The organism is Bradyrhizobium sp. CCGUVB23 (assembly GCF_024199885.1).
Classification (GTDB): Bacteria; Pseudomonadota; Alphaproteobacteria; order Rhizobiales; family Xanthobacteraceae; genus Bradyrhizobium.
This window is the reverse complement of sequence record NZ_JANADQ010000001.1, coordinates 1,171,617-1,198,037: the sequence shown is the minus strand read 5'-3', so window position 1 is coordinate 1,198,037 and position 26,421 is coordinate 1,171,617. Positions and strand designations below refer to the sequence as shown.

The following is a 26,421-nucleotide window of genomic DNA, read 5'->3' as shown; positions in this document are numbered from 1 at the left end:
ACGGCGCTGTCGCGCCTTTGCAAACCCTACTGAGGCTGAGCCAAGCCTCCGCCTTCATCCGCCACCCCGAGAAACCGCCGGATCGCGCCAAGCACCTCTTTCGGTCGGTCGTGATGCAGCCAGTGTCCGGCCCCGGAGATCATTTCGATGCGCGCTTGTCGGAAGTAGCGCTCCAGGCCCGCCGCTTTCGAGGCGGCGAGAAAACTCTCGTCCGCGTTCAAGAGCAGCGTGGGGCAGGTGATGCGCCCCCACAGTTCGACGTGATCATCCGGCCAGAGCCGCTGCGGCGCTGTGACGCGCTGGTAGGGATCGAACTTCCAGCGATAGCTGCCATCCTCGTTTTGCCGCACCCCGTGCGTTGCAAGGTGCAGCGCCAGCTCGCGCGACAGGCGTTTGTTGTAGGTTCTCATCTGCGCCGCAGCGTCCTCGATCGTGCGATAGGAGCGCGGTGCGCGGTCATGCAATTTGTCGAGCTGGCCGACCCATTTGGTGATGCGCTCGTGCGTCGGAGCCTTTTGCGCATCCGGCAGGACGGTCACGCCGTCGAGAATCACCAGCGCAGATACCTGCTCCGGAAACGATGCCGAATAGATCAGGCTCACCATCCCGCCCATCGAATGGCCGACGAGGATAACCTCTGGCGCGGCGATGGCACGGACGAGATGGGTCAGATCGTAGACGTATTCCGTCAGCGCGTAGCTGCCGCCTTTGGTCCAGTCGGAATCGCCGTGGCCGCGAAGGTCTGGCGCGAGCACGTGAAAATGCGGCTGCAACGCGCGCGCGATGACGTCCCAGCTCCGGCAATGATCGCGGCCGCCATGGACCAGGATGACGACTGGCGCTCCCTCATTGCCCCAGTCGGCACAATGCAGCCGCAGGCCGTGAGACTCGTAGAAGCGACTTTTTGGAGCGAGCATCATGCCACGGCCCTGCGGCTCGCTAGCTTTGCACCGGCCGCCGCGCCAGCGCGAGGGAGAGGCCGAGACCTGCGATGAAAACGCCGGAGCCTTGCGTCAAGCGCTGCACGAGTCGCGGCCGGCCGATCAGTTGCGCGCGGGTGAGGGAGGCCATCAGCACGACGACGACATCGGCGAGCGTGTTCAGCGTCACCGAGATCGCGCCGAGCAGGATGAATTGCAGCGTGGGGCTGGCGGCGGACGGTTCGAGAAACTGCGGGATGAAGGCCAGGAAGAACGCCGCTGTCTTCGGGTTCAGTGCCTCGACCAGCACGCCGTCGCGGAAGGCGCGCTTGTCGCCGACGGGCTCCGCCTCCAGCGTCTGGAGCCGGCCGGCACTGCAAAAGGTCCGGATGCCGAGCCAGACCAGATAGAGCGCGCCCGCGAACTTCACGGCGGCAAAGAGCTCGGCGCTCGCAAGGATGATGGCGGAGATGCCGAGGCTGCCCGCGACCACATGAACCATGCCGCCCAGAGCCGTGCCGGCCGTCGAGGCAAATCCGCTTGTCCGCCCTTCCGACAAGGTCCGCGCCGCGACATAGAAGATGCCCGGGCCGGGAACGAGCGCAATGACGATGGCGGCGGCGAGGAACAGCCAGAAATTCGTGTCGCTCATCCTGTTTTCGTAGCGAAGCTTGCGGCGATTGCAAGCCCTCTCGTCTAATCGAACCGGCGGAAGATCACGCTGGCATTCACCCCGCCGAAGCCGAAACCGTTGGAGATGGCGTGCTGCATTGGCATCGGTCGAGCGGTGCCGGAGACGATGTCGATACCGTCCGCGCCCGTATCGGGATTTTCGAGATTGAGCGTCGGCGGCGCGATCTGGTCGCGCAAGGCGAGGACGGTGAAGATCGCCTCCAGGCCACCGGCGGCTCCGAGCAGGTGGCCGGTGGCCGATTTGGTCGCGCTCACAGCGATGGTTCGATTGCGGCCGAACAGCCCGGCGATCGCGCCAAGCTCGCTCTCGTCGCCGGCGGGCGTCGATGTTGCATGTGCGTTCAGATGCTGCACGTCAGCGGGCGCGAGCCGCGCCTGCCGGAGCGCGATCTCCATGGCACGCCTCGCGCCGTCGCCGTCCGGCGGACCCGATGTCATGTGATAGGCGTCCGCGGTGGTACCGTATCCGACGACTTCTGCCATCGGCGATGCGCCTCGCGCCAGCGCATGCTCCAGCGCTTCGATCACCACAATGCCTGCGCCTTCGCCCATGACAAAACCGTCGCGGTCGCGATCGAACGGGCGCGAGGCGCGTGCGGGCTCGTCGTTGAACCCACTCGACAGCGCGCGCGCCGCTGCGAAGCCGCCGAGGCTGACGATATCGATGCAGGCCTCCGCGCCGCCGCAGATCGCGATGTCGGCTTCACCCGCGCGGATCATGCGCGCGGCATCGCCGATTGCCTGAACGCCTGCGGCGCATGCAGTGACCGGCGCGCCCAGCGCTCCCTTGTAACCGTATTTGATCGAGACTTGGCCCGCCGCGAGATTGGCGAGGAACGAAGGGATCGTGAATGGCGAGAGGCGGCGCGCGCCGCGTTGCTCGGTGATGCGCACCGCCTCCGCCATCGCCGGGAATCCGCCGACGCCGGAAGCGATGATCGTTGCGGTCCGCTCCAGCGCCGCCGTGTCCTGCGGCGTCCATTTGGCCTGCGCGATCGCCTCGGCGGCGGCGAGCAGCGCGAACAGGATGAAGCGGTCCATCTTGCGCTGGTCCTTTGGCGCGGCGGCCTGCGCTGGGTCGAAGCCGCCCTCCGCGTCGTCGGTCTTGTCGGGCACGAGACCGGCGATGCGTGCGGGGAGCGCCTGCGCCCATTCAGGCAGCGCGCGCAGTCCGCTTTGGCCGGCGAGGAGCCGCCGCCAGGCAAGTTCGACGCCGCAGCCGAGCGGTGACACCGCCCCCAGTCCCGTCACCACGATGCGACGCATGTCAGTCTCCCACCGGCGCAACGGCCGGGTTCATGGCCTTGAGCGAAACGAGCCGCTTGCGCATACCGCGGCTGGCGCGGGGCCCTGCGATGACGGTGGCAGTGGCGAGCGTGATCGGACGCTTGTCGGCGGCATCGACCACGACCGGATCGAGTGGGCGGCGATCGTCTCGGCTTGCCAGCACGACGGATTCGCCTTCCGGCGCGAGATGCTTGTTGCCCCAGGCCAGCAGCGCCACGACCACGGGAAAGAAATCCCGGGCTTTGTCCGTCAGCACATATTCGTAGCGCGGCGGCCGCTCATGATAGCGACGGCGCACGAACATCCCGCTCTCGGTGAGATGGGCAAGGCGCCGCGACAGGATGTTCGGCGCGATCCCGAGGCCTCGCGAAAACTCGTCGAACTTTGTTGCGCCCTGAAACGCGTCCCGCAGGATCAAAATGCTCCACCACTCGCCGACCGTCTCCACGGCGCGGCCGACCGGGCATTCCAGGATGGAGGGGGATTTGGGCTGCATGGCCGGGAAGGTAGGTGAGTAACTTGCAAAATGCAAGTAACTGACTGGCCTGCAGCAGGTGCGGGTAAGAAGTGACCTGGAACGCGAAGCCGCGTCCGTGATTTCGAATGTGGATTGGAGACTGACGCCTACGAACCTTGCTCCGTCATTGCGAGCGCAGCGAAGCAGTCCAGTCAGTCTCTGTGGAGGGATTCTGGAGTGCTTCGCTACGCTCGCAATGACGATGTCGATACAGCAAGCTCCTACATATCGTCGTCATCCTGAGGTCCGGGCTCGGCGGCGCAACTGCGCCGCTGAGCGAGCCTCGAAGGGTGAGGGCCCGGCTGCAGCTCGGCCGTCCATCCTTCGAGGCTCTCCATGGGACGCGTTGCGTCCCATGCATCGCGCCTCAGGATGACGGGGCTAACGGTGGTGCTGAATCAATAGGAGCGTCAGGCCGTCGCGCCTAATGCGACCGCGCCAGGCAGAACGCCACGACCTGCTCCAGCGCGCTCTTCATCGGCGAGGGCGGGAACAGCGCCAGCGCATCCACGGCCATGGCGCCGTAGTGCTGGGCGCGGCTCAGCGTGTCCTCGAGCGCGCGGTGCTTGTTCATCAGCCCGATGGCGTGATCGAGATCGGTGTCGCCGATCTCGCCGCGCTCCAGCGCCCGGATCCAGAAGGCGCGCTCGGTGTCGTTGCCGCGGCGGAAGGCGAGCACCACGGGCAGCGTGATCTTGCCTTCGCGGAAATCGTCGCCGGTGTTCTTGCCGAGCTTGGCGCTCTTGCCGCCATAGTCGAGCACGTCATCGACGAGCTGGAAGGCGATGCCGAGATTCATGCCGACCGAGCGGCAGGCGGTCTGCTCGGCCTTCGGACGGTTGGCGAGTACCGGCCCAACCTCGCAGGCGGCCGCGAACAATTCTGCGGTCTTGGCGCGGATCACGGCGAGATATTCGTCCTCGGTGGTCGCGGTGTTCTTGGCGGCCGCGAGTTGCATCACCTCGCCTTCGGCGATGGTTGCGGCCGCTGCCGAGAGGATGTCGAGCGCGCGCAGCGAGCCGACCTCGACCATCATGCGGAAAGCTTGTCCCAGCAGAAAGTCGCCGACCAGCACGCTCGCCTCGTTGCCCCAGAGCATGCGCGCCGACAATTTGCCGCGCCGCATCTCGCTCTCGTCGACGACGTCGTCGTGCAGCAGGGTTGCTGTATGCATGAACTCGACGGAGGCGGCGAGCTTGATATGGCCGTCCCCGGTGTAACCGGCGAGGTTGGCCATGGCGAGGGTGAGCATCGGCCGCAGGCGCTTGCCGCCGGAGGAGATGAGGTGGTTGGCCACCTCCGGGATCATGGTCACCTCGGAGCCGGTCCGCGACAGTATGGTCGCATTGACGCGCTCCATGTCAGGGGCGACAAGGGCAACCAGCTCTTCGATCGACGCGCCGGGAGTTTCGAAAGGTACGATTACGGCCACGCCGGTCTCCAATATTTGCCCGGGAAGGGCTATTCTGACGACAAGACAATAGAAACTGCGGGCGGACGCGGCAAGTGCCGCGGAACCATTGACATTTCCGCCCAACCCGCGTCAGGCAGGAGGCTCGTTTTGCGCGAACTGGTTCGGACCAACGACATGGTGCTGGTGTCGGCGATCGGCGCGCTGCTCGACGGCGCCAACATCCACCATCTGGTGCTGGACCAGAACATGAGCATCATCGAGGGCTCACTCGGCATCCTGCCGCGGCGAATCCTGGTCCATGAGGATGACGCCAGCGAGGCGCGACAGCTCCTGACCGAGGCCGGCCTCAGCCACGAATTGCGCGGCGATGACTGAGCTTGCCCCGAACGTCGATGACGTCACCGAGGACGCGTTTCTCGGCGGGCAACTGCACTTGAGGCAGAAGCGGTCCGGCCACCGGTCCGGCCACGATGCGATCCTGCTGGCCGCGGCGACCGCTGCCAAGGCAGGCGATCGCGTCGTCGATTTTGGCGCTGGCGTCGGCGCGGCGGGGCTAGCGCTGGCGCATCGCGTCCCCGGGATCAGCCTGACACTGGTCGAGATTGATCCGGAGCTCGGCAGCCTCGCGCGCGCCAATGCGGCCGCGAATGCGATTGACGCCGAGGCGATCGTCCTCGACGTCACGGCCGGTGCAGAGAGCTTCGCGGCAAGCGGCCTTCTGCCGGACAGCGTCGACGTCGTCCTGATGAATCCGCCCTTCAACGATGCCGGGCGCCATCGCGGCTCTCCGGACCAGACGCGTCACGTCGCACATGTCGCGACAGCGGAGACGCTGCATGCCTGGGTGCATGCAGCGCGGCGTATTCTCAAATCCGGTGGCGCGCTGACCTTGATCTGGCGCGCAGATGGGATAGCAGACGTACTGACAGCGCTGTCACGCGGCTTCGGGAGCCTCTCGGTGTTGCCGGTTCACGGTGACGCGGAAAAGCCCGCGATCCGCGTGCTGGTCCGCGCCATCAAAGGCGGCAGGGCGCCGACGCGCATGCTGGCGAGCCTGATGCTCAACGAGGAGTCACGCGTGCCTAAAAAAGAGTTACGGGACGTGCTTGCGGGGAGGGCGGTACTGCCGCTGGCGACAGCTTGAAGATCTACTGGGGAAGCGAACTCGACTGCTGTTCCTGCGCTGTGGTGAAGCGAATCGCCGCGAACAGCGCACCCATCAGCATGATCAACAGATAGATCTTCATTGTGCCCTCCGCTTCGCCATTGCAGCCTCCCAATGGAGACTTTGCAAAACACGTTCCAGGCACTTCCAATGACAGTCGCGTGATAAAAAGTGGTTAAGACGAGGTAACGGCATGGCCGAACAATTGAGTCATCGTAGTGAGTCGTCCGGCCTGGCCGACAGGTTCATGGAATATCTGCCTGCGCGCTTTCGCCCCGGCGCCGCGATCGTGCCGGTGGTGCGACTGTCGGGCGTGATCGGCGCGGTGACGCCGCTGCGCCCGGGCATGACGCTCGCGGGCGTCGCGCGGGTGCTGGAGCGGGCCTTCTCGGTTCGCAATGCCAAGGCAGTGGCGCTGGTGATCAACTCGCCCGGCGGCTCGCCGGTGCAGTCGCGCCAGATCTATCTGCGCATCAAGCAGCTTGCGGCCGAGAAGAAGCTTAAGGTCTTGGTGTTCGTCGAGGACGTCGCCGCTTCCGGCGGCTACATGATCGCCTGCGCGGGCGATGAGATCTTCTGCGATCCGTCCTCGATCCTCGGCTCCATCGGCGTGGTCGGCGGCAGCTTCGGATTCCAGGAGGCGATCAAGCGGCTCGGCATCGAGCGGCGTCTCTATACCGCCGGCGAGCACAAGGCGATGCTCGATCCATTCCTGCCCGAAAACCCCGACGACGTGGCGCGGCTGAAGAAGCTCCAGCGCGAGATCCACGCGATCTTCATTACGCTGGTGAAGGAGAGCCGGGGGGCGCGGCTGAAGGGCGACGAGGACACGCTGTTCACCGGCGAATATTGGGCGGGCGACACCGCAATCTCGCTGGGGCTTGCCGATGGGATCGGCGATCTCCGCTCAACTCTTCGTGCCCGCTATGGCGAGAAGGTTCTCACCCCCGTGATCGCGCAGCCGACCGGGCTGCTGTCGGGCCTGTTTGGCCGCAAATCGCCCGGCGCTGGCCAGCTTTCGGCCCTGGAAGGAATGGTTGGGCTGCCGGATGAGCTGATTTCGGCGCTGGAAACACGGGCGATTTGGGCGAAATTCGGGTTCTAGCAGCCGCCGGCCCGCGCCATTTGGTCCGAACCAAGCCAATTGCGGCGCGGGCCCGTCTGCGCGAGAATACGCGTGGGGGCTGAGCATTGAACAAGGATCGACCGATGCCGCCGTTCGTTGCATTCGCGGGCGTCCTGGGCGGGCTAGCCGTGGTCCGCTGGGCCTACAAGACCGCTGTCCGGATCAACCAGGAGCTGGAGGAGATGCGCCTGTCGCGCGTCGCCGAAGCCGCCCGCATGGGGGAAATCCAGACGCTGAAGCGCGACCCCGTCACGGGGGCGTACCGCCCGGGTTAGCTACTCGATTTTCACGCTGTCATTCCGGGGCGCCCGAAGGGCGAACACGGAATCTTGAGCTTCCGGGTTCGATGCTCCGGGCCGCGCTTGCACGGTCCCGTCGCATCGCCCCGGAATGACAGCCATTTTGGGCCCCCTTTGCCTTGATTCCCACCGCCGCCGTCGATACGGTCCCGCGCGATTCAAAACCCCCCGCGAAAGCCTGACCTGACGATGGACGCCTCATTGCCCGCCCATATGCGCCCGGACCGCTCGTTCCAGGGCCTGATCCTGGCGCTGCAACGCTATTGGGCGGATTACGGCTGCGTGATCCTCCAGCCCTACGACATGGAGGTCGGCGCCGGCACCTTCCACCCTGCGACCACCCTGCGCGCGCTCGGCCCGAAGCCGTGGAATGCTGCCTATGTGCAGCCTTCGCGCCGGCCGAAGGACGGCCGCTACGGCGAGAACCCCAACCGGCTCCAGCACTATTACCAGTTCCAGGTGATCCTCAAGCCGTCGCCGCCGGACCTCCAGGAGCTGTACCTGAAGTCGCTCGCCGCGATCGGCATCGACTCCGCCGTGCACGACATCCGCTTCGTCGAGGACGACTGGGAGAGCCCGACGCTGGGCGCGTGGGGCCTCGGCTGGGAATGCTGGTGCGACGGCATGGAAGTGTCGCAGTTCACCTACTTCCAGCAGGTCGCCGGCGTGGAATGTGCGCCGGTCGCGGGCGAACTGACCTATGGGCTCGAGCGGCTTGCCTGTTATCTGCAGGGCGTCGACCGCATCATGGACCTCAACTTCAACGGCCGCGAAGGCGACCAGAAGGTCACTTACCGCGACGTCTTCTTCCAGGCCGAGCAGGAATATTCGCGGCACAATTTCGAACATGCCGACACCGCGATGCTGTTCGAGCAGTTCAAGATGGCGGAAGAAGCCTGCAAGAAATACCTCGCGGCCGGCTGGCGCGATGCCAGCAACCGCAGGGAGCACCTGATGGCGCTGCCGGCCTATGACCAGTGCATCAAGGCGAGCCACGTGTTCAATCTGCTCGACGCGCGCGGCGTCATCTCGGTGACCGAGCGCCAGAGCTACATTTTCCGGGTGCGCGAGCTGGCCAAGGCCTGTGGCGAAGCCTGGGTCCACACCGAAGCGGGCGGAGTGGCCTGATGCCCGATCTGTTGCTGGAGCTGTTCTCCGAGGAAATTCCCGCGCGCATGCAGGCCAAGGCGGCCGACGATCTGCGTCGCATGGTCACCGACAAGCTCGTTGCCGAAGGCCTCGTCTATGAAGGCGCGAAAGCGTTTGCGACGCCGCGCCGTATTGCGCTCACCGTGCACGGCATCCCCGTGCGCCAGCCTGACCTGAAGGAAGAGCGCCGCGGCCCGCGCGTCGGCGGACCCGAGCCTGCGATCCAGGGATTCTTGAAAGCGACGGGCCTTGCCTCGCTCAGCGAAGCAAAGATCCAGAGCGACAAGAAGGGCGACTTCTACATCGCGCTGATCGAGAAGCCGGGCCGCGCGGCGATCGACGTGATCGCCGAGATCCTCCCCGTGATCATCCGCACCTTCCCCTGGCCGAAATCGATGCGCTGGGGCGCGCGTTCGGCCAAGCCGGGTTCACTCAACTGGGTGCGTCCGCTGCACGCGATCACCGCGACCTACGGGCTCGAGACCGAAGAGCCTGATGTGGTGAATTTCTCCGTCGACGGCATCGAGACCGGACAGACCACCTACGGCCATCGTTTCCTGGCGCCAGCGGCGATCAACGTGCGCCGCTTCGAGGACTACGAGGCAAAGCTGCTGGACGCAAAGGTCGTGCTCGATCCGGAGCGTCGCAAGGATTCGATCCTGACCGACGCCAAGCAGCTCGCATTTGCGCAGGGCTTTGAGCTCGTCGAGGACCAGAACCTGCTCGACGAGGTCGCGGGCCTCGTCGAATGGCCGGTCGTGCTGATGGGCTCATTCGACCAGGAATTTTTGTCGATTCCGGCGGAAGTGATCCGCGCCACTATCCGCAACAACCAGAAGTGCTTCGTGGTGAGCGATCCCAAAACGGGCAAGCTCGCGAACAAGTTCATCCTGGTTGCGAATATCGAGGCGACCGACGGCGGCAAGGCGATCGTAGCCGGCAATGAGCGCGTGATCCGCGCGCGGCTGTCGGACGCGAAGTTCTTCTACGAGACCGACCTGAAGACGAAGCTCGAGGACCGGCTGCCGAAATTCGAGCAGATCGTGTTCCACGAGAAGCTCGGCACGCAGGCAGAGCGGATCAAGCGGATCGAAATGTCAGCTGCAGAGATGGCCCAACTGACGGGGGCCGACCCTGAAACGGCGAAGCGGGCAGCGCGCCTCGCAAAGGCTGATCTGCTCACAGAAGTCGTGGGCGAGTTTCCGGAATTGCAAGGCTTGATGGGCAAATACTATGCGCTTGCGCAGGGCGAAGACGGCGCTGTCGCCGCCGCAAGCGAGGAACACTACAAGCCTCAAGGGCCGTCCGATCGCGTGCCGACGAATCCAGTTAGTCTCGCTGTGGCGCTTGCGGATAAGATTGATACGCTCATTGGTTTCTGGGCGATCGATGAGAAACCGACGGGAAGCAAAGATCCCTACGCCTTGAGGCGAGCTGCACTCGGGGTCATTCGGATATCGATCGAGAGAGAAATTGAACTATATCCGCGAGGGCTTCTCGAAAGGCGTATCAAGAGAGTTCGACCGGAGCTTTCTGACACGGCTATTTCGGATATTGGCGACTCGTTTCAGGATTTTTTTGAAGATCGCCTCAAAGTTCAGCTTCGCGAACAGGGGGCGCGATACGATCTTGTCGATGCGGTTCTCGAACTAGGAGGTAGTGAGGTCGGCCTCCTTTCCACGGTCCGTCGCGTCGAGGCGCTCGGTAAGTTCCTCGATACAGAGAACGGCAAGAACCTGCTCGCTGGCACGAAGCGCGCCAGCAACATCCTCGCGATCGAGGAGAAGAAGGACAAGCGCGCATTCGACGGCGCACCGGATGCGACGCTCTACAGTCTCAACGAGGAGAAGGCGCTGGCGAAAGCAATCGGCGAGGTGAAGGCGGAAGCAAGCGCCGCCGTCGCGAAGGAAGACTTCGCTGGCGCGATGAGCGCGATGGCGAAGCTCCGTCCGCCGGTCGATGCCTTCTTCGACAAGGTCCGCGTCAACGACGAGGATGCAAAGGTGCGTGAGAACCGGTTGAAGCTGCTGAATGAAATCCGCAGCGCCACGCGCGCGGTGGCGGACTTCTCGAAGATCCAGGATTGACACTCTCGTGCCCCGGATGCTGCGCAGCGCGCCGCCAGCTGCGGCGTGGTGCGCTGCTGATCCGGGGCCCACGCCGCGTGCACTCGGCTTCTCGTGTCCCGGGTCTGCGCTTCGCTTGCCCGGGACACGAGAACGCACGCATAAAAAGCCCCGCCCGGCGGGGGGGAGGACCGGGCAGGGCCTGATGTCCGAAAACTCTATTCGCGCCAAGTCTTCCAGTGAGGCGCGCCGGACATCTAGTCGAGTACCTCGACGATGCGTCGTGAGCGCGGTTCGACCAGCACGGTCTCGCCGTTCACGACGGTGTAGCGATAGGTCGTCGCGCCGAAGCGCTGCGGCACGTCGTAATAGGTGATGCCGGTCTCCGGCAGCACGGTGCCGACCACGATGCGGTCCGGCACGCTGAAGGCCGGTACGCGCTGCTCGACGACATAGTCGCGAAACGCTGGACGCTGTTCGACGGCGATGCCGGGGCTGCGTTCGACCACGGCGGGCGCGCGGCCGATCGTGACGTCGGCTTGCGCCTGCGCCGCGACCGGCGTGCCGAGCGCGACGCCAAGCGCTGCAAGTGCAAGAATCCTGTTCCGCATGGGCAACTCCTCACGAAGATGATTCGGCGCCACGCCAGTGGCGCGACCCCGATTGCCAATGCATGCAACTGCCCAACGTTCCCAAAGATTGAATGCCGCATCCGCGGCAATTTCAGGCAGTTTTCGCGAAGGGCGGAACTCAACTATGGGCTCATGCGTCTCTACTCGCGGAACCGGGCCCGGTATGATCCGGCCGCGATTCGCATCACCCAGAAGCCTCGAGAAAGATATTTCATGCACCTCACCATCGCCCACATCTCGCCGATCATGTCCCTGATCGCGGGCGTGCTCATCCTGATCATGCCGCGGCTCCTGAACCTGATCGTCGCGATCTTTCTGATCCTGAATGGCGCGATCGGGCTTGGCCTTTTGAGGTGGCTGCATCTGTAAAGTCCTAATCCCCCATCAGTCCGACTTGCGCGAGCCCGCCCAAAATGGTGTAAGGCCCGCGATTTCCCGTTCCTCTCGCAGGTTGTGTGCAAGCCATGGCCAAAGCCGCCTCGAAGCCTAAGAAAATGCCAGCGAAATCAAAGCCCTCCGCAAAGGCGAAAGCCGCGCCGGCGGCCCGCAAGGCGCTGCCCAAGAGTGCAGTGAAGACCGCTGCGAAGCCGGTCGCGAAACCCGCGGCCAAGGCTCCGAGCAAGCCTGTGACTAAGCCTGTCAGCAAGCCGGCTGCGCCCAAGGTTGTCGCGAAGGCCGCGCCAAGCGCCGCCAAGGCGGGCAAGTGGGTCTACACCTTTGGCGATGGCAAGGCCGAGGGCAAATCCGAAATGCGCGACCTGCTCGGCGGCAAGGGCGCCAACCTCGCCGAGATGGCCAATCTCGGCCTGCCCGTGCCTCCCGGCTTCACCATCCCGACCTCGGTCTGCACCTACTTCTACGCCCACGAGAAGAGCTATCCGAAGGAATTGAAAGCGCAGGTCGAGAAGGCGCTCGATTATGTCGGCAAGCTGACAGGCAAGGCATTCGGCGATGCCAAGAACCCGCTGCTCGTCTCGGTGCGCTCCGGCGCGCGTGCCTCGATGCCGGGCATGATGGACACCGTGCTCAATCTCGGCCTCAACGACGAGACCGTGGAAGCGCTGTCGGAGCTGTCGGGCGACCGCCGCTTTGCCTATGACAGCTATCGCCGCTTCATCACCATGTATTCCGACGTGGTGCTCGGCTTCGAGCATCATCACTTCGAGGAAATCCTCGATACATTCAAGGACAGCCAGGGCTATTCGCTCGACACCGACCTCTCCGCCGAGGACTGGGTCGATCTGGTCGGCAAGTACAAGGATGCGGTGGCGCGCGAGACCGGCAAGGAGTTTCCGCAGGATCCGCACGACCAGCTCTGGGGCGCGGTGGGCGCCGTGTTCTCATCCTGGATGAACGCGCGCGCGGTGACTTACCGCAAGCTGCACGACATTCCGGAATCCTGGGGCACCGCGGTCAACGTGCAGGCCATGGTGTTCGGCAACATGGGCGAGACGTCGGCGACCGGCGTCGCCTTCACCCGCAACCCCTCGACCGGCGAGAGCAAGCTGTACGGCGAGTTCCTGATCAACGCGCAGGGCGAGGACGTGGTGGCGGGTATCCGCACGCCGCAGGACATCACCGAGGATGCGCGGAAAGAGTCCGGGTCCGACAAGCCGTCGATGGAAACGGCGATGGCGGAGGCGTTCAAGGAGCTGACGCGCATCTACACGCAGCTCGAGAAGCACTACCGCGACATGCAGGACATGGAGTTCACCGTCGAGCGCGGCAAGCTCTGGATGCTGCAGACCCGCGGGGGAAAACGCACCGCCAAGGCGGCGCTGCGCATTGCGGTCGAGCTCGCCAATGAGGGCCTGATCTCGAAGAAGGAAGCGGTGACGCGCATCGATCCGGCGTCGCTCGATCAGCTGCTGCATCCGACCATCGATCCCAACGCAAAGCGCGACGTGATCGCAACCGGCCTGCCGGCTTCGCCCGGTGCTGCCTCCGGCGAGATCGTGTTCTCCTCGGATGAAGCCGCCAAGCTCCAGGCCGACGGGCGCAAGGTCATCCTGGTCCGCATCGAGACCAGCCCGGAAGACATCCACGGCATGCATGCGGCCGAGGGTATCCTCACCACCCGCGGCGGCATGACCTCGCACGCGGCTGTGGTCGCGCGCGGCATGGGCAAGCCCTGCGTCTCCGGCTGCGGCACCATCCGCGTCGATTACGGCCGCGGCACCATGAGCATCGGCTCGCGCACCTTCAAGACCGGCGACGTCATCACCATCGACGGCTCGCTCGGCCAGGTGCTCGCCGGCCGCATGCCGATGATCGAGCCGGAGCTGTCCGGCGAGTTCGGCACGCTGATGAACTGGGCCGACCAGGTCCGCAAGATCGGCGTGCGCGTCAACGCCGATACGCCGGAGGACGCGCGCACCGCGCTCAAGTTCGGCGCGCAGGGCATTGGCCTGTGCCGCACCGAGCACATGTTCTTCGAGGAGACGCGCATCCGCACGGTGCGTGAGATGATCCTCTCCGAGGACGAACAGTCGCGCCGCGCCGCTCTGGCAAAGCTGCTGCCGATGCAGCGCGCCGACTTCGTCGAGCTGTTCGAGATCATGAAGGGCCTGCCCGTCACGATCCGCTTGCTCGATCCGCCGCTGCATGAGTTCCTGCCACACACCCACGCCGAGGTCGAGGAAGTGGCGCGGGCCATGAACACCGACCCACGCCGCCTGGCTGACCGCGCACGCGAGCTCTCGGAGTTCAACCCGATGCTCGGATTCCGCGGCTGCCGCATCGCGATAGCGTATCCCGAGATCGCCGAGATGCAGGCGCGCGCGATCTTCGAGGCTGCGGTCGAGGCGCAGCGGCGCACCGGCAAGGCCGTTGGTCTGGAGGTGATGGTGCCGCTGATCGCGACCAAGGCCGAGCTCGACCTCGTCAAGGCGCGCATCGATGCCACCGCCCAGGCGGTGATGCGCGACACCAACACCAAGCTCGCCTATCAGGTCGGGACCATGATCGAGCTGCCGCGCGCCTGCCTGCTCGCGGCCGAGATCGCGCAGTCGGCGGAGTTCTTCTCCTTCGGCACCAACGATCTGACACAGACCACCTACGGCATCAGCCGCGACGACGCCGCGAGCTTCCTCGGTCCCTACGTGACCAAGGGAATTTTGCAGATCGATCCCTTCATCGCGCTCGATCAGGAAGGCGTTGGCGAACTCGTCAAGATCGGCGTCGCGCGCGGCCGCAAGACTCGCGCCTCGCTCAAGGTCGGCATCTGCGGCGAGCATGGCGGCGATCCCGCGTCGGTGGCGTTCTGCCACGCGATCGGCCTCGACTACGTGTCATGCTCGCCCTATCGCGTGCCGATCGCACGCCTCGCCGCCGCCCAGGCCGCGCTCGGCAAGGCGGCCGCAAGCCAGGCGTAGAACGCGACTGAGATTTGAGAGCCGAAGAGGCGGGGCGAATGCTCCGCCTCTTTCTTTTGAAACACTGCTCTGTCCACATCGTCATTGCGAGCGCAGCGAAGCAATCCAGAATCTTTCCGCGGTGACAGCCTGGATTGCTTCGCTGCGCTCGCAATGACGAGATTGTTGCACGCGCGCGCCAAACTCTCGATGTCATCGCCCGCGAAAGCGGGCGATCCAGTATTCCAGAGGCAGTGACGTATGCGGAGAAGCCGCGGCGTACGGGATTCCCCGCTTTCGCGGGGAATGACAGCGTTTGTGTGGAAGGACCGTCGCTATGACGGTGTTTGTGGACGCGCGTCCCGTAATGACACGCATCATAAAGAGTTCCTTCACCATATCCGTTGACGGGGCGTTTACCTCGTCGCGTGAGGTCGCATTTACCAACGAGTCCTATTGCGCCGTGAAAACACCTGCGATTGCTTGAGTGTGGTGCGCGCGCAACGTCGATTAACTCCCCGGCAACCTAAATTAGATACCAACAAAAAGGATCGAATTGCACGGACGCACTGCGTTCGATCTTCTCTAGCGTAAGCGTTGCGTGAGCGTATCGATGTTTGTGTTGCGTAACCATCCGAAGGGCGCGCGGTTCGCGTCCTTCGGCATCGGTCTCTGCATCTTCGCATTGGTGCCGAGAGAGACCGGATATCAGGACATTGCTTCGCTGCTCGCGCGCCAGCCGGGCGTCGCCGAGCGCTGGCAGAAGCAGGTATTTTCCGCGGCGTCCTCGATCCAGCTCGCGACCTACAGCTTCGCCCGTCCGATCGGAACCTCGGTTCCGCAGAGCGCGAGCTACCGCCTCGCGAGCCTGGACGATCGCGACATCACGGGCAGCATCTCGCGCAATCCGGCGCTCCAGACGCCGCCGCGCTATCAGGCCGCCGATTTTCCGCGCGTGGATCGTACCCTGAAGGGCGATCGTCTCGCGACAGTCACGCCCGCGCCGGCTGAGCCGGCCGCCCCATCTGCAGCACCCGCCACGCAGGATCCCGCGACATCGAACAGCTCGGTCTTTGGCGCCAAGACGGCCGCGTTGCCACAGGCGATGTCGCCGGAGTCCGCGGCCGCGCTTGATCCCGAACTCGAGGAGGCGTTGCGCGCGCCGCCGCTGCCGCAATATTCGGGCACGCCATCGGCAAGCGACACCGCGCTGTCGCTTGCAGCCCAGCCGCTCAACGATTTGAAGCGGGCCCCGGCCGCGCCAGCGCGCGATCCCTTCAGCGTCAAGACGTCGAACCTGTTCTTCGGCAGCTCGTCGCTTGGCGGCAGCCTCGAGAGCATGGAGAGCTGGCAGCCCGGCGCCGAGCCGCTCATCGTGATGTCCGACCCCGACATGAAGGTGACGGCCTCGCTGCCGCCGTCGTCGGAGGAGGTCGCAAGAGCAACCGAGGGTGGCGAGAGCGTCGCGCCCAAGGGCGAGGTCAACGCCGACGACCAGCGCGTCAGGTCGCCGGCCGAACGGCTAGCCCTCGACGAGAAGTCGCGCGCCAAATCAGAGAAGTGCCTGGCTGAAGCCGTGTACTTCGAGTCGCGCGGCGAGGCTGTGCGTGGCCAGATGGCGGTTGCGCAGGTGGTGATGAACCGCGTGTTCTCCGGCAAATATCCGGACACCGTGTGCGGCGTGGTCTATCAGAACAAGTACCGCCACTTCGCCTGCCAGTTCACCTTCGCCTGCGACAACAATCCCGACGTGATCCGCGAGCCCGACATGTGGGAGCGCGCCAAGAAGATCGCCAAGGCGACGCTCGACGGCCAGATCTGGCTGCCCGAGGTCGGCAAGTCGACGCACTACCACGCCTATTGGGTGCGCCCGTCCTGGGTCGCCGAGATGAAGAAGATGTACAAGTTCGGCGTGCACACCTTCTACCGACCGCGCGCCTGGGGTGACGGCAGCGAGGAGCCGAGCTGGGGCACGCCGGCGCAGACCGCCGCGCTCTCAGCCGAGCTCGCGCAGGAAGCCAAGAGCTCGGCCGAGCTTGGCGCGACCGAGCGGCGGTAGCCGCTCACGCCTCGATATCCAGCGCGCAGTCGAAATTCGGTGCCGAGTGCGTCAGCGCGCCGGACGAGACGTAGTCGACGCCGGTCGATGCGATCGCCGGGATCGACTCAAGTGTGACACCGCCGGACGCTTCGAGCGCGACACGGCCGGCCGCGAGCTTCACCGCTTCGCGCAGCGTGGCGATATCCATGTTGTCGAGCAGCACGGCGTCGGCAAGGCCGGTGTCGAGCACCTCGCGCAGTTGCGCCAGCGTATCGACCTCGATCTCGATCTTCACGAGATGACTGGCATGGCTGCGGGCGCGCTCCAGCACGGGGCGGATGCCGCCAGCGACCGCGATGTGGTTGTCCTTGATCAGGATCGCGTCATCCAGGCCAAAGCGGTGGTTGAAGCCGCCGCCGCAGCGCACCGCGTATTTCTCCAGCGCGCGCAGCCCCGGCGTGGTCTTGCGCGTGCAGCAGATCCGCATCCTGCTGCCTTCGGTCTGGCGGACGTAGTCGGCCGTCAGCGTCGCGATGCCGGAGAGCCGGCCGACGAAGTTCAGCGCGGTCCGCTCGGCGGTGAGAATGGCGCGGGCAGGGCCGGTGATCGTCATCACGCGCTGTCCGGCCTTCACCCGCGCGCCGTCGCGGACGTGCGCCTGCACCTCGATCGCATTGGAGAGCGTTTGCAGCGTCGCCAGCGCCAGCGGCAGGCCGGCGATCACCCCGGCCTGGCGCGCGACCAGGATCGCGTGGGCCGCGTTGGCCTCAGGGATCGTCGCGAGCGAGGTGATGTCGCCTGCGCGGCCAAGATCCTCGTCGAGAGCGCGGTGCACGGCCTCGTCGATCGCGAGCGGTGACAGGAAAGCATCGGGATGGAGCAGGGAAGCTGGGGTCATGACAAAATCTCCGTCAGGCGATCATGGCTTGCGCCGTTCGGCGCGCGGGTTGTTCGGCGAGACCTTCGGCAACCTCGCGGGCGGTGGCGAGCGTCGTCATGGTCCGCTTGGCGATCGCCTCGACCGGATGGTCGGAGCGGAAATGCGCGCCGCGGCTCTCGTGCCGCGTGAAGGCGGATGCGGCGACGAGCAGCGCCGTGGTTGCCATGTTGCGCAGCGCGACGCTGCCGGCATCGCGTTCGAGCGCCGCAAAATGTTGCACGGCCCGTGCAAGCCCGTCGCTATCGCGGATCACGCCGACATGCGCGCTCATCATGGCGCGCAGACTGGTCTCGGCTCGCTTGTCGATCGCGCCGTTGCGCGGCGTCACCAGCGCTTCCGGCAGCCATGCCGGTGAGGGGATCGCGCGGCCGGCAATGTCCTCCGCAATGCGCGCGGCATAGACGACGGCCTCCAGCAGCGAGTTCGAGGCGAGCCGGTTGGCGCCATGCGCACCGGTCGACGACACCTCGCCGCCGGCCCACAGCCCGTCGATGGACGTGCGGCCGCGCGTGTCCACGGCGATGCCGCCCATGTGGTAGTGGGCGGCGGGCGCAATCGGGATCGCTTTCGTCGCCGGATCGAGCCCGGCCGCAATGCAGCTTGCATGGACGGTTGGGAATTTGTCGGCGAAGCGCGTACCCAACGCCTCCCGCGCATCGAGGAACGCGCCGCGGCTTGCGGCGATCTCCGCGAACACGCCGCGTGCGACGATGTCGCGCGGTGCCAGTTCAGCGAGCGGATGGCGTGCCGCCATGAAGCGTTCGCCCTTGCCGTTGATCAGAACGGCGCCTTCGCCGCGCAGCGCTTCGGTCGCAAGCGGCGCCGGATCGCGGCCGGCCATGATGGCGGTCGGATGGAACTGCACGAACTCCGGATCGGCGATGACGGCGCCGGCCCGCGCCGCGATCGCGAGCCCTGATCCGCTTGCCTCTAGTGGATTGGTCGTGACGGCGTAGAGATGGCCGATGCCGCCGGTTGCCAGCACCACCGCGCGCGAAGCGATGATGACGGGACGCACCGTTGCGTGGCTGGCGTCGCGGAGCTGCAAGCCGGTGACGGCGCCGTCCTCGGTCAGCAGTGCCTCGGCGACAAGGCCTTCGATCAGGCGGATCGACGGCGTGCGCCGCATGGCCTCGCTGAGCGCCGCGATGATCGCCGCGCCCGCCATGTCACCGCGCACATGCACGATGCGCCGCGCCGAATGCGCGGCTTCGCGCCCTACCGCGAGCCTGCCTTCGAGATCGCGGTCGAAAGGCACGCCGTAGCTGAGCAGATCGTGAATGCGCGGCGCCGCTTCGCGTGCGATTCCGAGCGCGATCGCTTCATCGACGAGACCGGCGCCGACCGCGACGGTGTCGGCAGCATGGGCCTCCGGGCTGTCGCCTTCGCCGACGGCTGCTGCGATGCCGCCTTGCGCCCAGGCGGATGATGCGCCCTGTCCGAGCGGCGCAGCCGAGATCAACGTCACCGGCCGCGGCGCCAGCTTCAGTGCACAGAACAGTCCGGCAAGGCCGCCGCCGACGATGACGACGTCGTCGGTGGTGCGGGTGAGGTTGTGGATGGTGTTTGGCATGGCTGTCTCCATTCACTCAGCTGTCGTCCCCGCGAAGGCGGGGACCCATACCCCCAGGGAATGATTTGGCGAAGACTCGCGGTTGGGAACTTCGCGCCAAAACCACATCCTGTGGTTATGGGTCCCGGGCTCGCGCTTCGCGCACCCCGGGACGACAGTGTTGGTTGTGGCGCTAGTTCTTCAGATTGATCATCCGCTCGACCGAACGCCGCGCGCGTTCGGCTATGGCGGGATCGATCGTCACCTCCTCACCGAGCGTCAGCAGGCTGTCCAAGATGTTCGACAGCGTGATGCGCTTCATGTGCGGGCAGAGATTGCAGGGGCGCAGCATCTCGATGTCGGGCAGCTCGGCGCGCACATTGTCGGCCATCGAGCATTCGGTGATCATGACGAGCCGCTTCGGCCGCTTCTCGCGCACCCAGTTGATCATGTGCGCGGTCGAGCCGGTGAAGTCGGCCTCCGCCAGGACGTCGGGCGGGCATTCCGGATGCGCGATGATCTGCACCGACGGATCAGCTTCGCGAAGGCCGCGCAGCTCTTCGCCGGTGAAGCGCTCATGCACCTCACAGGCGCCTTTCCAGGCGATGATCTTCACGTCGGTCTTCGAGGCAACGTATTTCGCGAGATACTGGTCGGGCAGGAAGATCACGCTCGGCGCGCGCAGGCTTTCGACCACCTGCACCGCATTCGACGAGGTGCAGCAGATGTCGACCTCGGCCTTCACCTCGGCGGAGGTGTTGACATAGGCGACGACGGGTACGCCCGGAAATTTTTCGCGCAGCAGGCGTACATCGGCGCCCGTGATGCTGGCGGCGAGCGAACAGCCGGCGCGGGAATCCGGGATCAGCACCGTCTTGTCCGGATTGAGCAGCTTTGACGTCTCCGCCATGAAGTGCACACCACACTGCACGATGATGTCGGCCTTCACCTTGGTCGCCTCGACCGCGAGCTGGAGCGAGTCGCCGCCGATATCGGCGACGCAGTGAAAGATCTCGGGCGCCTGGTAGTTGTGCGCGAGGATCACCGCGCCCCGTGCCTGCTTCAACTCGTTGATCACCTTGATGGCCGGCGCCATCAGCGGCCACTCGATCGACGGGATCACGTGCTTCACCCGCTCGTAGAGATGCGCCGTGGCCTGCTCGACCTCCGGTGTCCATTCCAGCAAAGGCCGCGGCAATGCGGGGCCGCGATTGCCGAAGGGCTTGCGTGCGGTGGGAGCGGGGCGGGCCTGCGGCCGCGTGGCAAAATCGTCGGGACCGTAAATTCCAGAGATCGGCATCGAAGCCTCCCGTTCTCATATACTCAACTTGAGTATATGTAGGCCGTTAGAAATCCGGCCTTTCCGGCCGGTTGGGTTTGCGAGCCGCAATCAGCTTTACCCGGACAACATCCGCAGCTCAGGGAGGGCCAGGCAGCTCATGTCGATATGCTCAATATGAGTAAATCAAACATAACATGTGAGGCTGCCGGCCGCCAGACCCATCCGGACACATTCCCGTGCGCTCGCTCCGCCCCGTGCGCTCGCTCCGCGCGCGATTTGCAGGGCTGCAATGTTCGGCATCCCTCTTGGGCTTTTCATGCAGATGCATTAACTGGTTGGGGCGCGGTGACCTATTCCGGATCCGCCAACGGCAGAAAAGGGAAAATGCATGTCGGCAAGCGTGGGCGACGTCGGTCCGGTTTCGCGTTCTTCTACCTCTCATTCTTCTTGGCGCACGCCAGCGATCATCATTCTCTGCGGCTGCGCCATCGGCATGCTGAGCTTCGGCCCGCGCTCGAGCCTCGGCTTCTTCGTCCAGCCGATGAGCCATGAATTTTCCTGGGGCCGCGACGTCTTCGGCCTCGCCATCGCGGTGCAGAACCTGGTGTGGGGACTGGGCCAGCCGTTTGCCGGCGCGATTGCCGATCGCTTCGGCCTGTTTCGCGTGATGTGCGTCGGCGCCGTGCTCTACGCCGGCGGCCTGCTTTTGATGCGCTATTCCTCGACGCCGCTCTCGCTCAACGTCGGCGCCGGCGTCATGGTTGGCTTCGGCCTTGCCGGCTGCTCCTTCAATCTCGTGCTGTCGGCTTTCAGCAAGTTGCTTCCGGCCGAGAAACGCGGCCTTGCGCTCGGCGCCGGCACTGCGGCCGGCTCGTTCGGGCAGTTCCTGTTCGCGCCCGTCGGTGTCGCGCTGATCGACAATTTCGGCTGGCAGCAGGCGCTCACGGTGTTTGCGGGCCTGATGCTTCTGATCATTCCGCTCTCGTTCGCGCTGTCCACGCCGCAGGTTGCAAGTTCGTCCGGCACGCCGGCCGCAGACGAGCAATCCTTCACCAAGGCCCTCGCCGAGGCCTTCGGCCACCGCTCCTATGTTCTGCTCGTGCTCGGCTTCTTCACCTGCGGCTTCCAGCTCGCCTTCATCACCGTGCACCTGCCGGCGTTCCTGGTCGATCGCGGCATCTCCACGCAGGTCGGCGGTTGGGTGATCGCGGCGATCGGACTCTTCAACATGATGGGCTCGCTTAGCGTCGGCTGGCTGCAGAACTATCTGCCCAAGCGCTACATCCTCTCGACGATCTATTTTATCCGTGCGCTCGCAACGCTCGCCTTCATCTCGTTCCCGATCACGCCGTTCTCGGCGATCGCCTTCGGTGCGGTGTCCGGCCTGATGTGGCTCTCCACCGTGCCGCCGACCTCGGCGCTGGTGGCGCTGATGTTCGGCACGCGCTGGCTCGCAACCCTCTACGGCTTTGCCTTCGTCAGCCATCAGGTCGGCGGTTTCCTCGGCGTCTGGCTCGGCGGCATCGTGTTCGAGCGCTTCGGTTCCTATACGCCGATCTGGTGGCTCTCGATCCTGTTCGGCGTGCTCTCCGCGCTGATCAATCTCCCGATCGTGGAGAAACCCGTCCAGCGAGCGGTTGCGCTGCCTGCCTGATCGGCTAAACATCCCCTGAAACAAGTCAGGGAGTTTTGCCGTGGCAACGTTCAAGGCGATCCGGATCGACAAGGCGGACAAGGGCACCACCGCCGCATTGACGCAGTTCGACGAAGCCGAGCTGATGGACGGTGACGTCACCGTGCGCGTCGAATGGTCTACGCTGAACTACAAGGATGGCCTCGCGCTCACCGGCAAGGCGCCAGTGGTGCGGCGCTTCCCGATGATCGCCGGCATCGATTTTGCCGGCACTGTCGAGCAATCATCTCATCCGCAGTGGAAGGCGGGCGACAAGGTCGTCTGCACCGGCTGGGGCATGGGCGAGACGCATCTCGGCGCCTATGCCGAGAAGGCGCGGGTGAAGGGCGATTGGCTGGTCGCGCTGCCGCAGGGCCTGTCGGCGCGTGATGCCATGGCGATCGGCACCGCCGGCTTCACCGCGATGCTCGCGGTGCTGGCGCTGGAGAAGCAGGGCATCTCGCCGAAGAGCGGCCCCGTGGTGGTGACGGGCGCGGCCGGTGGCGTCGGCTCGGTTGCAACCGCCGTGCTGTCGAAGCTCGGCTACCACGTCATCGCCTCCACCGGTCGCGCAGCGGAAGCGAGCTATCTAAAGGAGCTGGGAGCGGCCGAGGTGATCGACCGCAACGAACTGTCCGCGCCCGCAAAACCGCTCGCCAAGGAGCGCTGGGCCGGCGGCGTCGACAGCGTCGGCTCGACCACGCTCGCCAATCTCTTGTCGATGACCAAGTATGGCGGAGCGATTGCCGCCTGCGGTCTTGCCGCCGGCATGGATCTGCCGTCCTCGGTCGCGCCGTTTATTTTGCGCGGGGTGTGCCTTCTCGGCATCGATTCGGTGATGTGCCCGATTGCGCCGCGGAGGGCTGCCTGGCAACGCCTGGCGTCCGACCTGGATCGGACGAAACTCACTGAAATCACTAAGGAAATTCCGCTCGACCAAATTGTCGAGTGGGGACCGAAGATTCTCGCCGGTGAGGTCCGCGGCCGTATCGTGGTAAAAATTCTCTAACGGCGTTCAGACTTTACCAACCAAGCTGCTTCAATGTCGCCACGGTTAGTATGGTAAGCAGCGGGTAAAGGGATCAGGCTTGCCCGCTACTGGGGTTGTCGGAGTAAGAGCATGCTTGCGCGTTTTGTGTTGGGGGCCGTTACGGCGGCAGCAGCGATTGTGCCGGCCGTTGCTGGAAGCATGAATGCCGATGAGGCGCGCCGGTTTGTCGCCGGCAAGGTGTTCGCCTTCACCTGCTTTGACGGGACCCGCGGGGCAGGCCGCATTCTCGACGATCTCGGCGCCGCAGGCGCCGTGCAGTTCTCGGGCGCAGGCCCGGTCCGCCACCTTCGCCTGCCGGGCAACACGCTCCAGATCCGTGGCCAGAACGTCTGCGCCTCGATCAAGGGCATTCCATTCGAACCCTGCTTCAACCTTGAAAAGACCGATGATCGCAGCTTCCGCGGCTCGGTCTCGGGTATGGGCTTCGCCTATTGCGATTTCCACCACCAGGGTGGCAATCAGATGCTGATGGCGCGCGCGGTGGCGCGGCCGCGATCGCCGCATGCGCCGCGCACGACTGGCTCGGTCAGCGCATCCTCAACCGAAGTCGCCGCGCGTGTCGAGACGCCGCGTGTCGAGACTGGCCGCATCGAGCCAGTGAAGTCGGGACCAAAGCCCGAAGCGCCGAAGAATGAGGGCCCGCTCGAGTTGCGCCGCTCGACCGACTGAGCCTTGCCAGCCCTTGCCTGCCAGGCGCGTGTGCTTTCCGCGCCGTTATCGTTGAAACCTGACGAACTGTGTTCGCCGCCGCGCCGTAGTCATACGGGCGGCGGTTTTCATGCCTTGGTAGCTGTTCGCGCCACAGCCTTGCGTGACGGCCGGCAGGCAGCGGCTCGACAAGAAGGTTCGACGATGGCGCTGTATTACTTTCGGATCAGCACCGGACGCTATTCCGGGGCATCCGATCACGCTTATGAATTCAGAGGATCGCGCGGCGGCCTGGAGCGAGATGACGGAGGTCTGCGCGAACCTCGTCGGCAGCATCGCACGCGGCCTGAAGCCCAACGCGCAATGGCACATGGATCTCCTCGACGAAAACAAACAGCTCGTTTTTCGCATCAGCCTGGTCGGTGAGAGCCCGAAGGCATGCGGCATTGCCAGCTAGAAGCCTCGCATACTGCCGCGTGTGGTTAACCAGTTAAGCGCGTGAAACGTGCTGGTTTTCAAGTGTTTTTTGTCAAATCTCAGTAGTTCCACGGAGCGTGTTGTTAACCAAATCGGAATTCCCGGCGCTCAGTTCTTAAGCAAGGGCGAACAACGCCGAGAGCGGCCGACAATGACTCGACCGCGCCTGTCCGGGAAACGTGTCCATGTTGAGCCTTGTTCAGAATTTGCGGATCGGTACCAAGCTGGCGGTGACGTCGGCGTTCGGTATTCTTTTGGTGATCGCCATGATCGCGAGCCAACTCGTCGGCAATGGCAATGTGCGTCGTTCCAACGAGGCCGCCTTCGCGCAGCAGGAGCTGGCGCGGGATGCCGTCGAAGCCAAGCTTGGGGCGCGCAGCATGCAGCTCAGCGTCCGGGATATCCGGCTCGCCAACAATGCAGGCGAATTGCAAAAGGCGAGCGAGTCGCTCGTCGAGCGCTCAAGGTCGCTGGGCAACGTCGTGGATGCGATGCTCAAGCTGTCCCGGTCTTCGGAAAACCGAGCGCGGATCGAAAAGCTCAAGAACCTCTCCGCAGATTATTTCAAGGGCGCCCAGCAGATTGCCTCGATCCGCAGTGAGATGATCGCCGCGACCGGCGCAGATGCCGCCCGTGTCGCCAAGCTCACCGAAGAGAGCATGCGCATCGCGCGCGAAGTCACATTGCCGACCGCTGCCGAAACGGACGTGCTGGCGGGCCAGATCGCCGATTTCGCCAGGCACAGGAGCGAGGAGGAGATCGCCGGCTCGGTGCAGGAGATGGCGTCCAGCGAACATATCGGAACTGTGGTCGGCGTCTGTGCCGCGCTTGTCCTGTTCGGCTCCTGGCTAATGTCCTTCCTGACGATTGCTCGGCCGATCCGCGCGCTCACGGTGGCCATGGACAAGCTCGCCGGTGGCGACTTCTCCGTGGTGCTGCCGGGGCTCGGTCGCAAGGACGAGGTCGGCGGCGTCGCCGCGGCTGTCGAAAAATTCAAGATCGTGTCCGAGCAGAAGGCGCGCGAGGAGGCCGAGGCCAAGACCAGGCAGGATCAGATCGCCGCTGCTCAGCGCAAGGCCGAGATGCACAAACTCGCCAGCGGCTTCGAAGCCGCCGTCGGCGAGATCGTCGACACGGTGTCCTCCGCCGCGACCGAGCTCGAAGCATCGGCTTCGACGCTCACTTCCACTGCGGAGCGCGCACAGGAGCTGACCACGATGGTCGCAGCGGCGTCTGAAGAGGCTTCCACCAACGTGCAGTCGGTGGCCTCTGCGACGGAGGAGCTGTCGTCGTCGATCACCGAGATCAGCCGGCAGGTGCAGCAGTCCGCGCGCGTCGCCAACGAGGCGGTCGGCCAGGCGCGCACCACGACCGAGCGCGTCAGCGAATTGTCCAAGGCGGCCACCCGTATCGGCGACGTGGTCGAGTTGATCAACACCATCGCGGGCCAGACCAACCTGCTCGCGCTCAACGCCACCATCGAGGCGGCGCGCGCCGGCGAGGCCGGTCGCGGCTTCGCCGTCGTGGCTTCCGAGGTCAAGGCGCTGGCCGAGCAGACCGCGAAGGCGACCGGCGAGATCGGCCAGCAGGTCTCCGGCATCCAGACGGCAACGCAAGAATCGGTCAACGCCATCCGCGATATCAGCGACACCATCGAGAAGCTGTCGGAGATCTCCTCGACCATTGCGGCTGCGGTGGAAGAGCAGGGCGCAGCGACGCAGGAAATCTCGCGCAATGTGCAGCAGGCCGCGCAGGGCACGCATCAGGTGTCATCCAACATCACCGACGTGCAGCGCGGGGCGGGCGAGACCGGATCGGCCTCAACGCAGGTGCTGGCGGCCGCGCAGTCGCTCGCAGGCGACAGCAACCGGCTCAAGCTCGAAGTCGGAAAATTCCTCGATACCGTGCGCGCGGCCTAGCACTGCCGCCGGCGCGGGTCGCGCGGCTGTCAGCCTCGCCGCACCAATCGCCGCCTTCCGAGGCCCTGATCTCGTCTGAACCGCCGCGGGCAAGCCGCGGCGGTTTTGCGTTGTGCGATGCCGCGATGAAAAAGCCGCACGGTTAACTTTCCAGAAAAGCGAAGCAGGCATCATCCCCGCAACATTCCGGTCACCAACCCTGTCCTTTTCGGTCATTT

General features: G+C 65.0%; 22 protein-coding genes and 1 pseudogene. 14 read left to right on the top strand and 9 right to left on the bottom strand.

Annotation, left to right across the window (positions count from 1 at the left end; all coding sequences use genetic code 11):
* Positions 1 to 26: 26 nt before the first annotated feature.
* From NLN62_RS05665 to NLN62_RS05645, 5 genes are all read right to left on the bottom strand, one after another.
* The gene (locus NLN62_RS05665; protein WP_035663014.1) at positions 27 to 917 is read right to left on the bottom strand and encodes an alpha/beta fold hydrolase; all 891 of its coding nucleotides are present in this window, start codon (positions 915 to 917) and stop codon (positions 27 to 29) included.
* Positions 918 to 939: 22 nt separating this feature from the next.
* Complete coding sequence (locus tag NLN62_RS05660) at positions 940 to 1,572, bottom strand: LysE family translocator (protein WP_027524288.1); 633 nt, start codon at positions 1,570 to 1,572, stop codon at positions 940 to 942.
* 44 nt (positions 1,573 to 1,616) lie between these two features.
* The gene (gene fabF / locus NLN62_RS05655; RefSeq protein WP_254107868.1) at positions 1,617 to 2,879 is read right to left on the bottom strand and encodes a beta-ketoacyl-ACP synthase II; all 1,263 of its coding nucleotides are present in this window, start codon (positions 2,877 to 2,879) and stop codon (positions 1,617 to 1,619) included.
* A gap of 1 nt (position 2,880) precedes the next feature.
* Complete coding sequence (locus NLN62_RS05650) at positions 2,881 to 3,396, bottom strand: helix-turn-helix domain-containing protein (RefSeq protein WP_254107867.1); 516 nt, start codon at positions 3,394 to 3,396, stop codon at positions 2,881 to 2,883.
* A gap of 445 nt (positions 3,397 to 3,841) precedes the next feature.
* Complete coding sequence (locus NLN62_RS05645; protein ID WP_027524290.1) at positions 3,842 to 4,849, bottom strand: polyprenyl synthetase family protein; 1,008 nt, start codon at positions 4,847 to 4,849, stop codon at positions 3,842 to 3,844.
* Positions 4,850 to 4,978: 129 nt separating this feature from the next.
* Here NLN62_RS05645 and NLN62_RS05640 point away from each other — a divergent pair, with 129 nt between their 5' ends.
* The 6 genes from NLN62_RS05640 (at position 4,979) to glyS (ending at position 10,657) form a co-directional block, all read left to right on the top strand.
* Entirely contained in the window at positions 4,979 to 5,206 is a 228-nt protein-coding gene (locus NLN62_RS05640; protein WP_027524291.1) for a DUF2007 domain-containing protein, read from the top strand.
* On the top strand, positions 5,199 to 5,975 hold the full coding sequence (locus NLN62_RS05635) for a tRNA1(Val) (adenine(37)-N6)-methyltransferase (protein ID WP_254107866.1): 777 nt from the start codon (positions 5,199 to 5,201) through the stop codon (positions 5,973 to 5,975). The genes NLN62_RS05640 and NLN62_RS05635 overlap by 8 nt, the downstream gene beginning before the upstream one ends.
* A gap of 214 nt (positions 5,976 to 6,189) precedes the next feature.
* On the top strand, positions 6,190 to 7,101 hold the full coding sequence (locus NLN62_RS05630; RefSeq protein WP_027524293.1) for a S49 family peptidase: 912 nt from the start codon (positions 6,190 to 6,192) through the stop codon (positions 7,099 to 7,101).
* Between the two features lie 104 nt (positions 7,102 to 7,205).
* A complete protein-coding gene (locus NLN62_RS05625; protein WP_027524294.1) occupies positions 7,206 to 7,397 on the top strand; it encodes a hypothetical protein in 192 nt (63 codons plus the stop codon).
* 213 nt (positions 7,398 to 7,610) lie between these two features.
* Positions 7,611 to 8,549: a glycine--tRNA ligase subunit alpha gene (locus tag NLN62_RS05620; RefSeq protein ID WP_254107863.1), complete on the top strand. Its 939-nt coding sequence runs from the start codon at positions 7,611 to 7,613 to the stop codon at positions 8,547 to 8,549.
* Positions 8,549 to 10,657: a glycine--tRNA ligase subunit beta gene (gene glyS / locus NLN62_RS05615; RefSeq protein WP_254107861.1), complete on the top strand. Its 2,109-nt coding sequence runs from the start codon at positions 8,549 to 8,551 to the stop codon at positions 10,655 to 10,657. Before NLN62_RS05620 ends, glyS begins: the two co-directional genes overlap by 1 nt.
* 236 nt (positions 10,658 to 10,893) lie before the next feature.
* On the opposite strand, the gene NLN62_RS05610 is transcribed toward glyS, so the two are convergent.
* Complete coding sequence (locus tag NLN62_RS05610; protein WP_254107858.1) at positions 10,894 to 11,247, bottom strand: DUF1236 domain-containing protein; 354 nt, start codon at positions 11,245 to 11,247, stop codon at positions 10,894 to 10,896.
* Positions 11,248 to 11,481: 234 nt separating this feature from the next.
* On the opposite strand from NLN62_RS05610, the gene NLN62_RS05605 reads away from it, so the two are divergent.
* From NLN62_RS05605 to NLN62_RS05595, 3 genes are all read left to right on the top strand, one after another.
* Positions 11,482 to 11,637: a DUF3096 domain-containing protein gene (locus NLN62_RS05605; RefSeq protein WP_084801505.1), complete on the top strand. Its 156-nt coding sequence runs from the start codon at positions 11,482 to 11,484 to the stop codon at positions 11,635 to 11,637.
* 95 nt (positions 11,638 to 11,732) lie between these two features.
* Positions 11,733 to 14,642, top strand: coding sequence for a pyruvate, phosphate dikinase (ppdK, locus tag NLN62_RS05600; protein WP_254107856.1), 2,910 nt, complete (start codon positions 11,733 to 11,735; stop codon positions 14,640 to 14,642).
* Between the two features lie 592 nt (positions 14,643 to 15,234).
* On the top strand, positions 15,235 to 16,680 hold the full coding sequence (locus NLN62_RS05595; protein WP_254107854.1) for a cell wall hydrolase: 1,446 nt from the start codon (positions 15,235 to 15,237) through the stop codon (positions 16,678 to 16,680).
* Between the two features lie 4 nt (positions 16,681 to 16,684).
* On the opposite strand, the gene nadC is transcribed toward NLN62_RS05595, so the two are convergent.
* From nadC to nadA, 3 genes are all read right to left on the bottom strand, one after another.
* On the bottom strand, positions 16,685 to 17,560 hold the full coding sequence (gene nadC, locus NLN62_RS05590) for a carboxylating nicotinate-nucleotide diphosphorylase (protein ID WP_254107852.1): 876 nt from the start codon (positions 17,558 to 17,560) through the stop codon (positions 16,685 to 16,687).
* Between the two features lie 13 nt (positions 17,561 to 17,573).
* Complete coding sequence (locus NLN62_RS05585) at positions 17,574 to 19,175, bottom strand: L-aspartate oxidase (protein WP_254107851.1); 1,602 nt, start codon at positions 19,173 to 19,175, stop codon at positions 17,574 to 17,576.
* Positions 19,176 to 19,347: 172 nt separating this feature from the next.
* Complete coding sequence (nadA, locus tag NLN62_RS05580; RefSeq protein WP_027524302.1) at positions 19,348 to 20,454, bottom strand: quinolinate synthase NadA; 1,107 nt, start codon at positions 20,452 to 20,454, stop codon at positions 19,348 to 19,350.
* A gap of 370 nt (positions 20,455 to 20,824) precedes the next feature.
* Between nadA and NLN62_RS05575 the strand changes: the two genes are divergently transcribed.
* From NLN62_RS05575 to NLN62_RS05555, 5 genes and pseudogenes are all read left to right on the top strand, one after another.
* Positions 20,825 to 22,090, top strand: a complete 1,266-nt coding sequence (locus NLN62_RS05575) for an MFS transporter (protein WP_254107849.1) — start codon at positions 20,825 to 20,827, stop codon at positions 22,088 to 22,090.
* Between the two features lie 40 nt (positions 22,091 to 22,130).
* Positions 22,131 to 23,117, top strand: coding sequence for an MDR family oxidoreductase (locus NLN62_RS05570; RefSeq protein WP_254107847.1), 987 nt, complete (start codon positions 22,131 to 22,133; stop codon positions 23,115 to 23,117).
* 111 nt (positions 23,118 to 23,228) lie between these two features.
* Positions 23,229 to 23,828: a hypothetical protein gene (locus NLN62_RS05565; protein ID WP_027524305.1), complete on the top strand. Its 600-nt coding sequence runs from the start codon at positions 23,229 to 23,231 to the stop codon at positions 23,826 to 23,828.
* A 183-nt stretch (positions 23,829 to 24,011) separates the two neighbouring features.
* Positions 24,012 to 24,264, top strand: a pseudogene (locus NLN62_RS05560) (hypothetical protein).
* A gap of 205 nt (positions 24,265 to 24,469) precedes the next feature.
* On the top strand, positions 24,470 to 26,203 hold the full coding sequence (locus tag NLN62_RS05555) for a methyl-accepting chemotaxis protein (RefSeq protein ID WP_254107844.1): 1,734 nt from the start codon (positions 24,470 to 24,472) through the stop codon (positions 26,201 to 26,203).
* Positions 26,204 to 26,421: the final 218 nt, after the last annotated feature.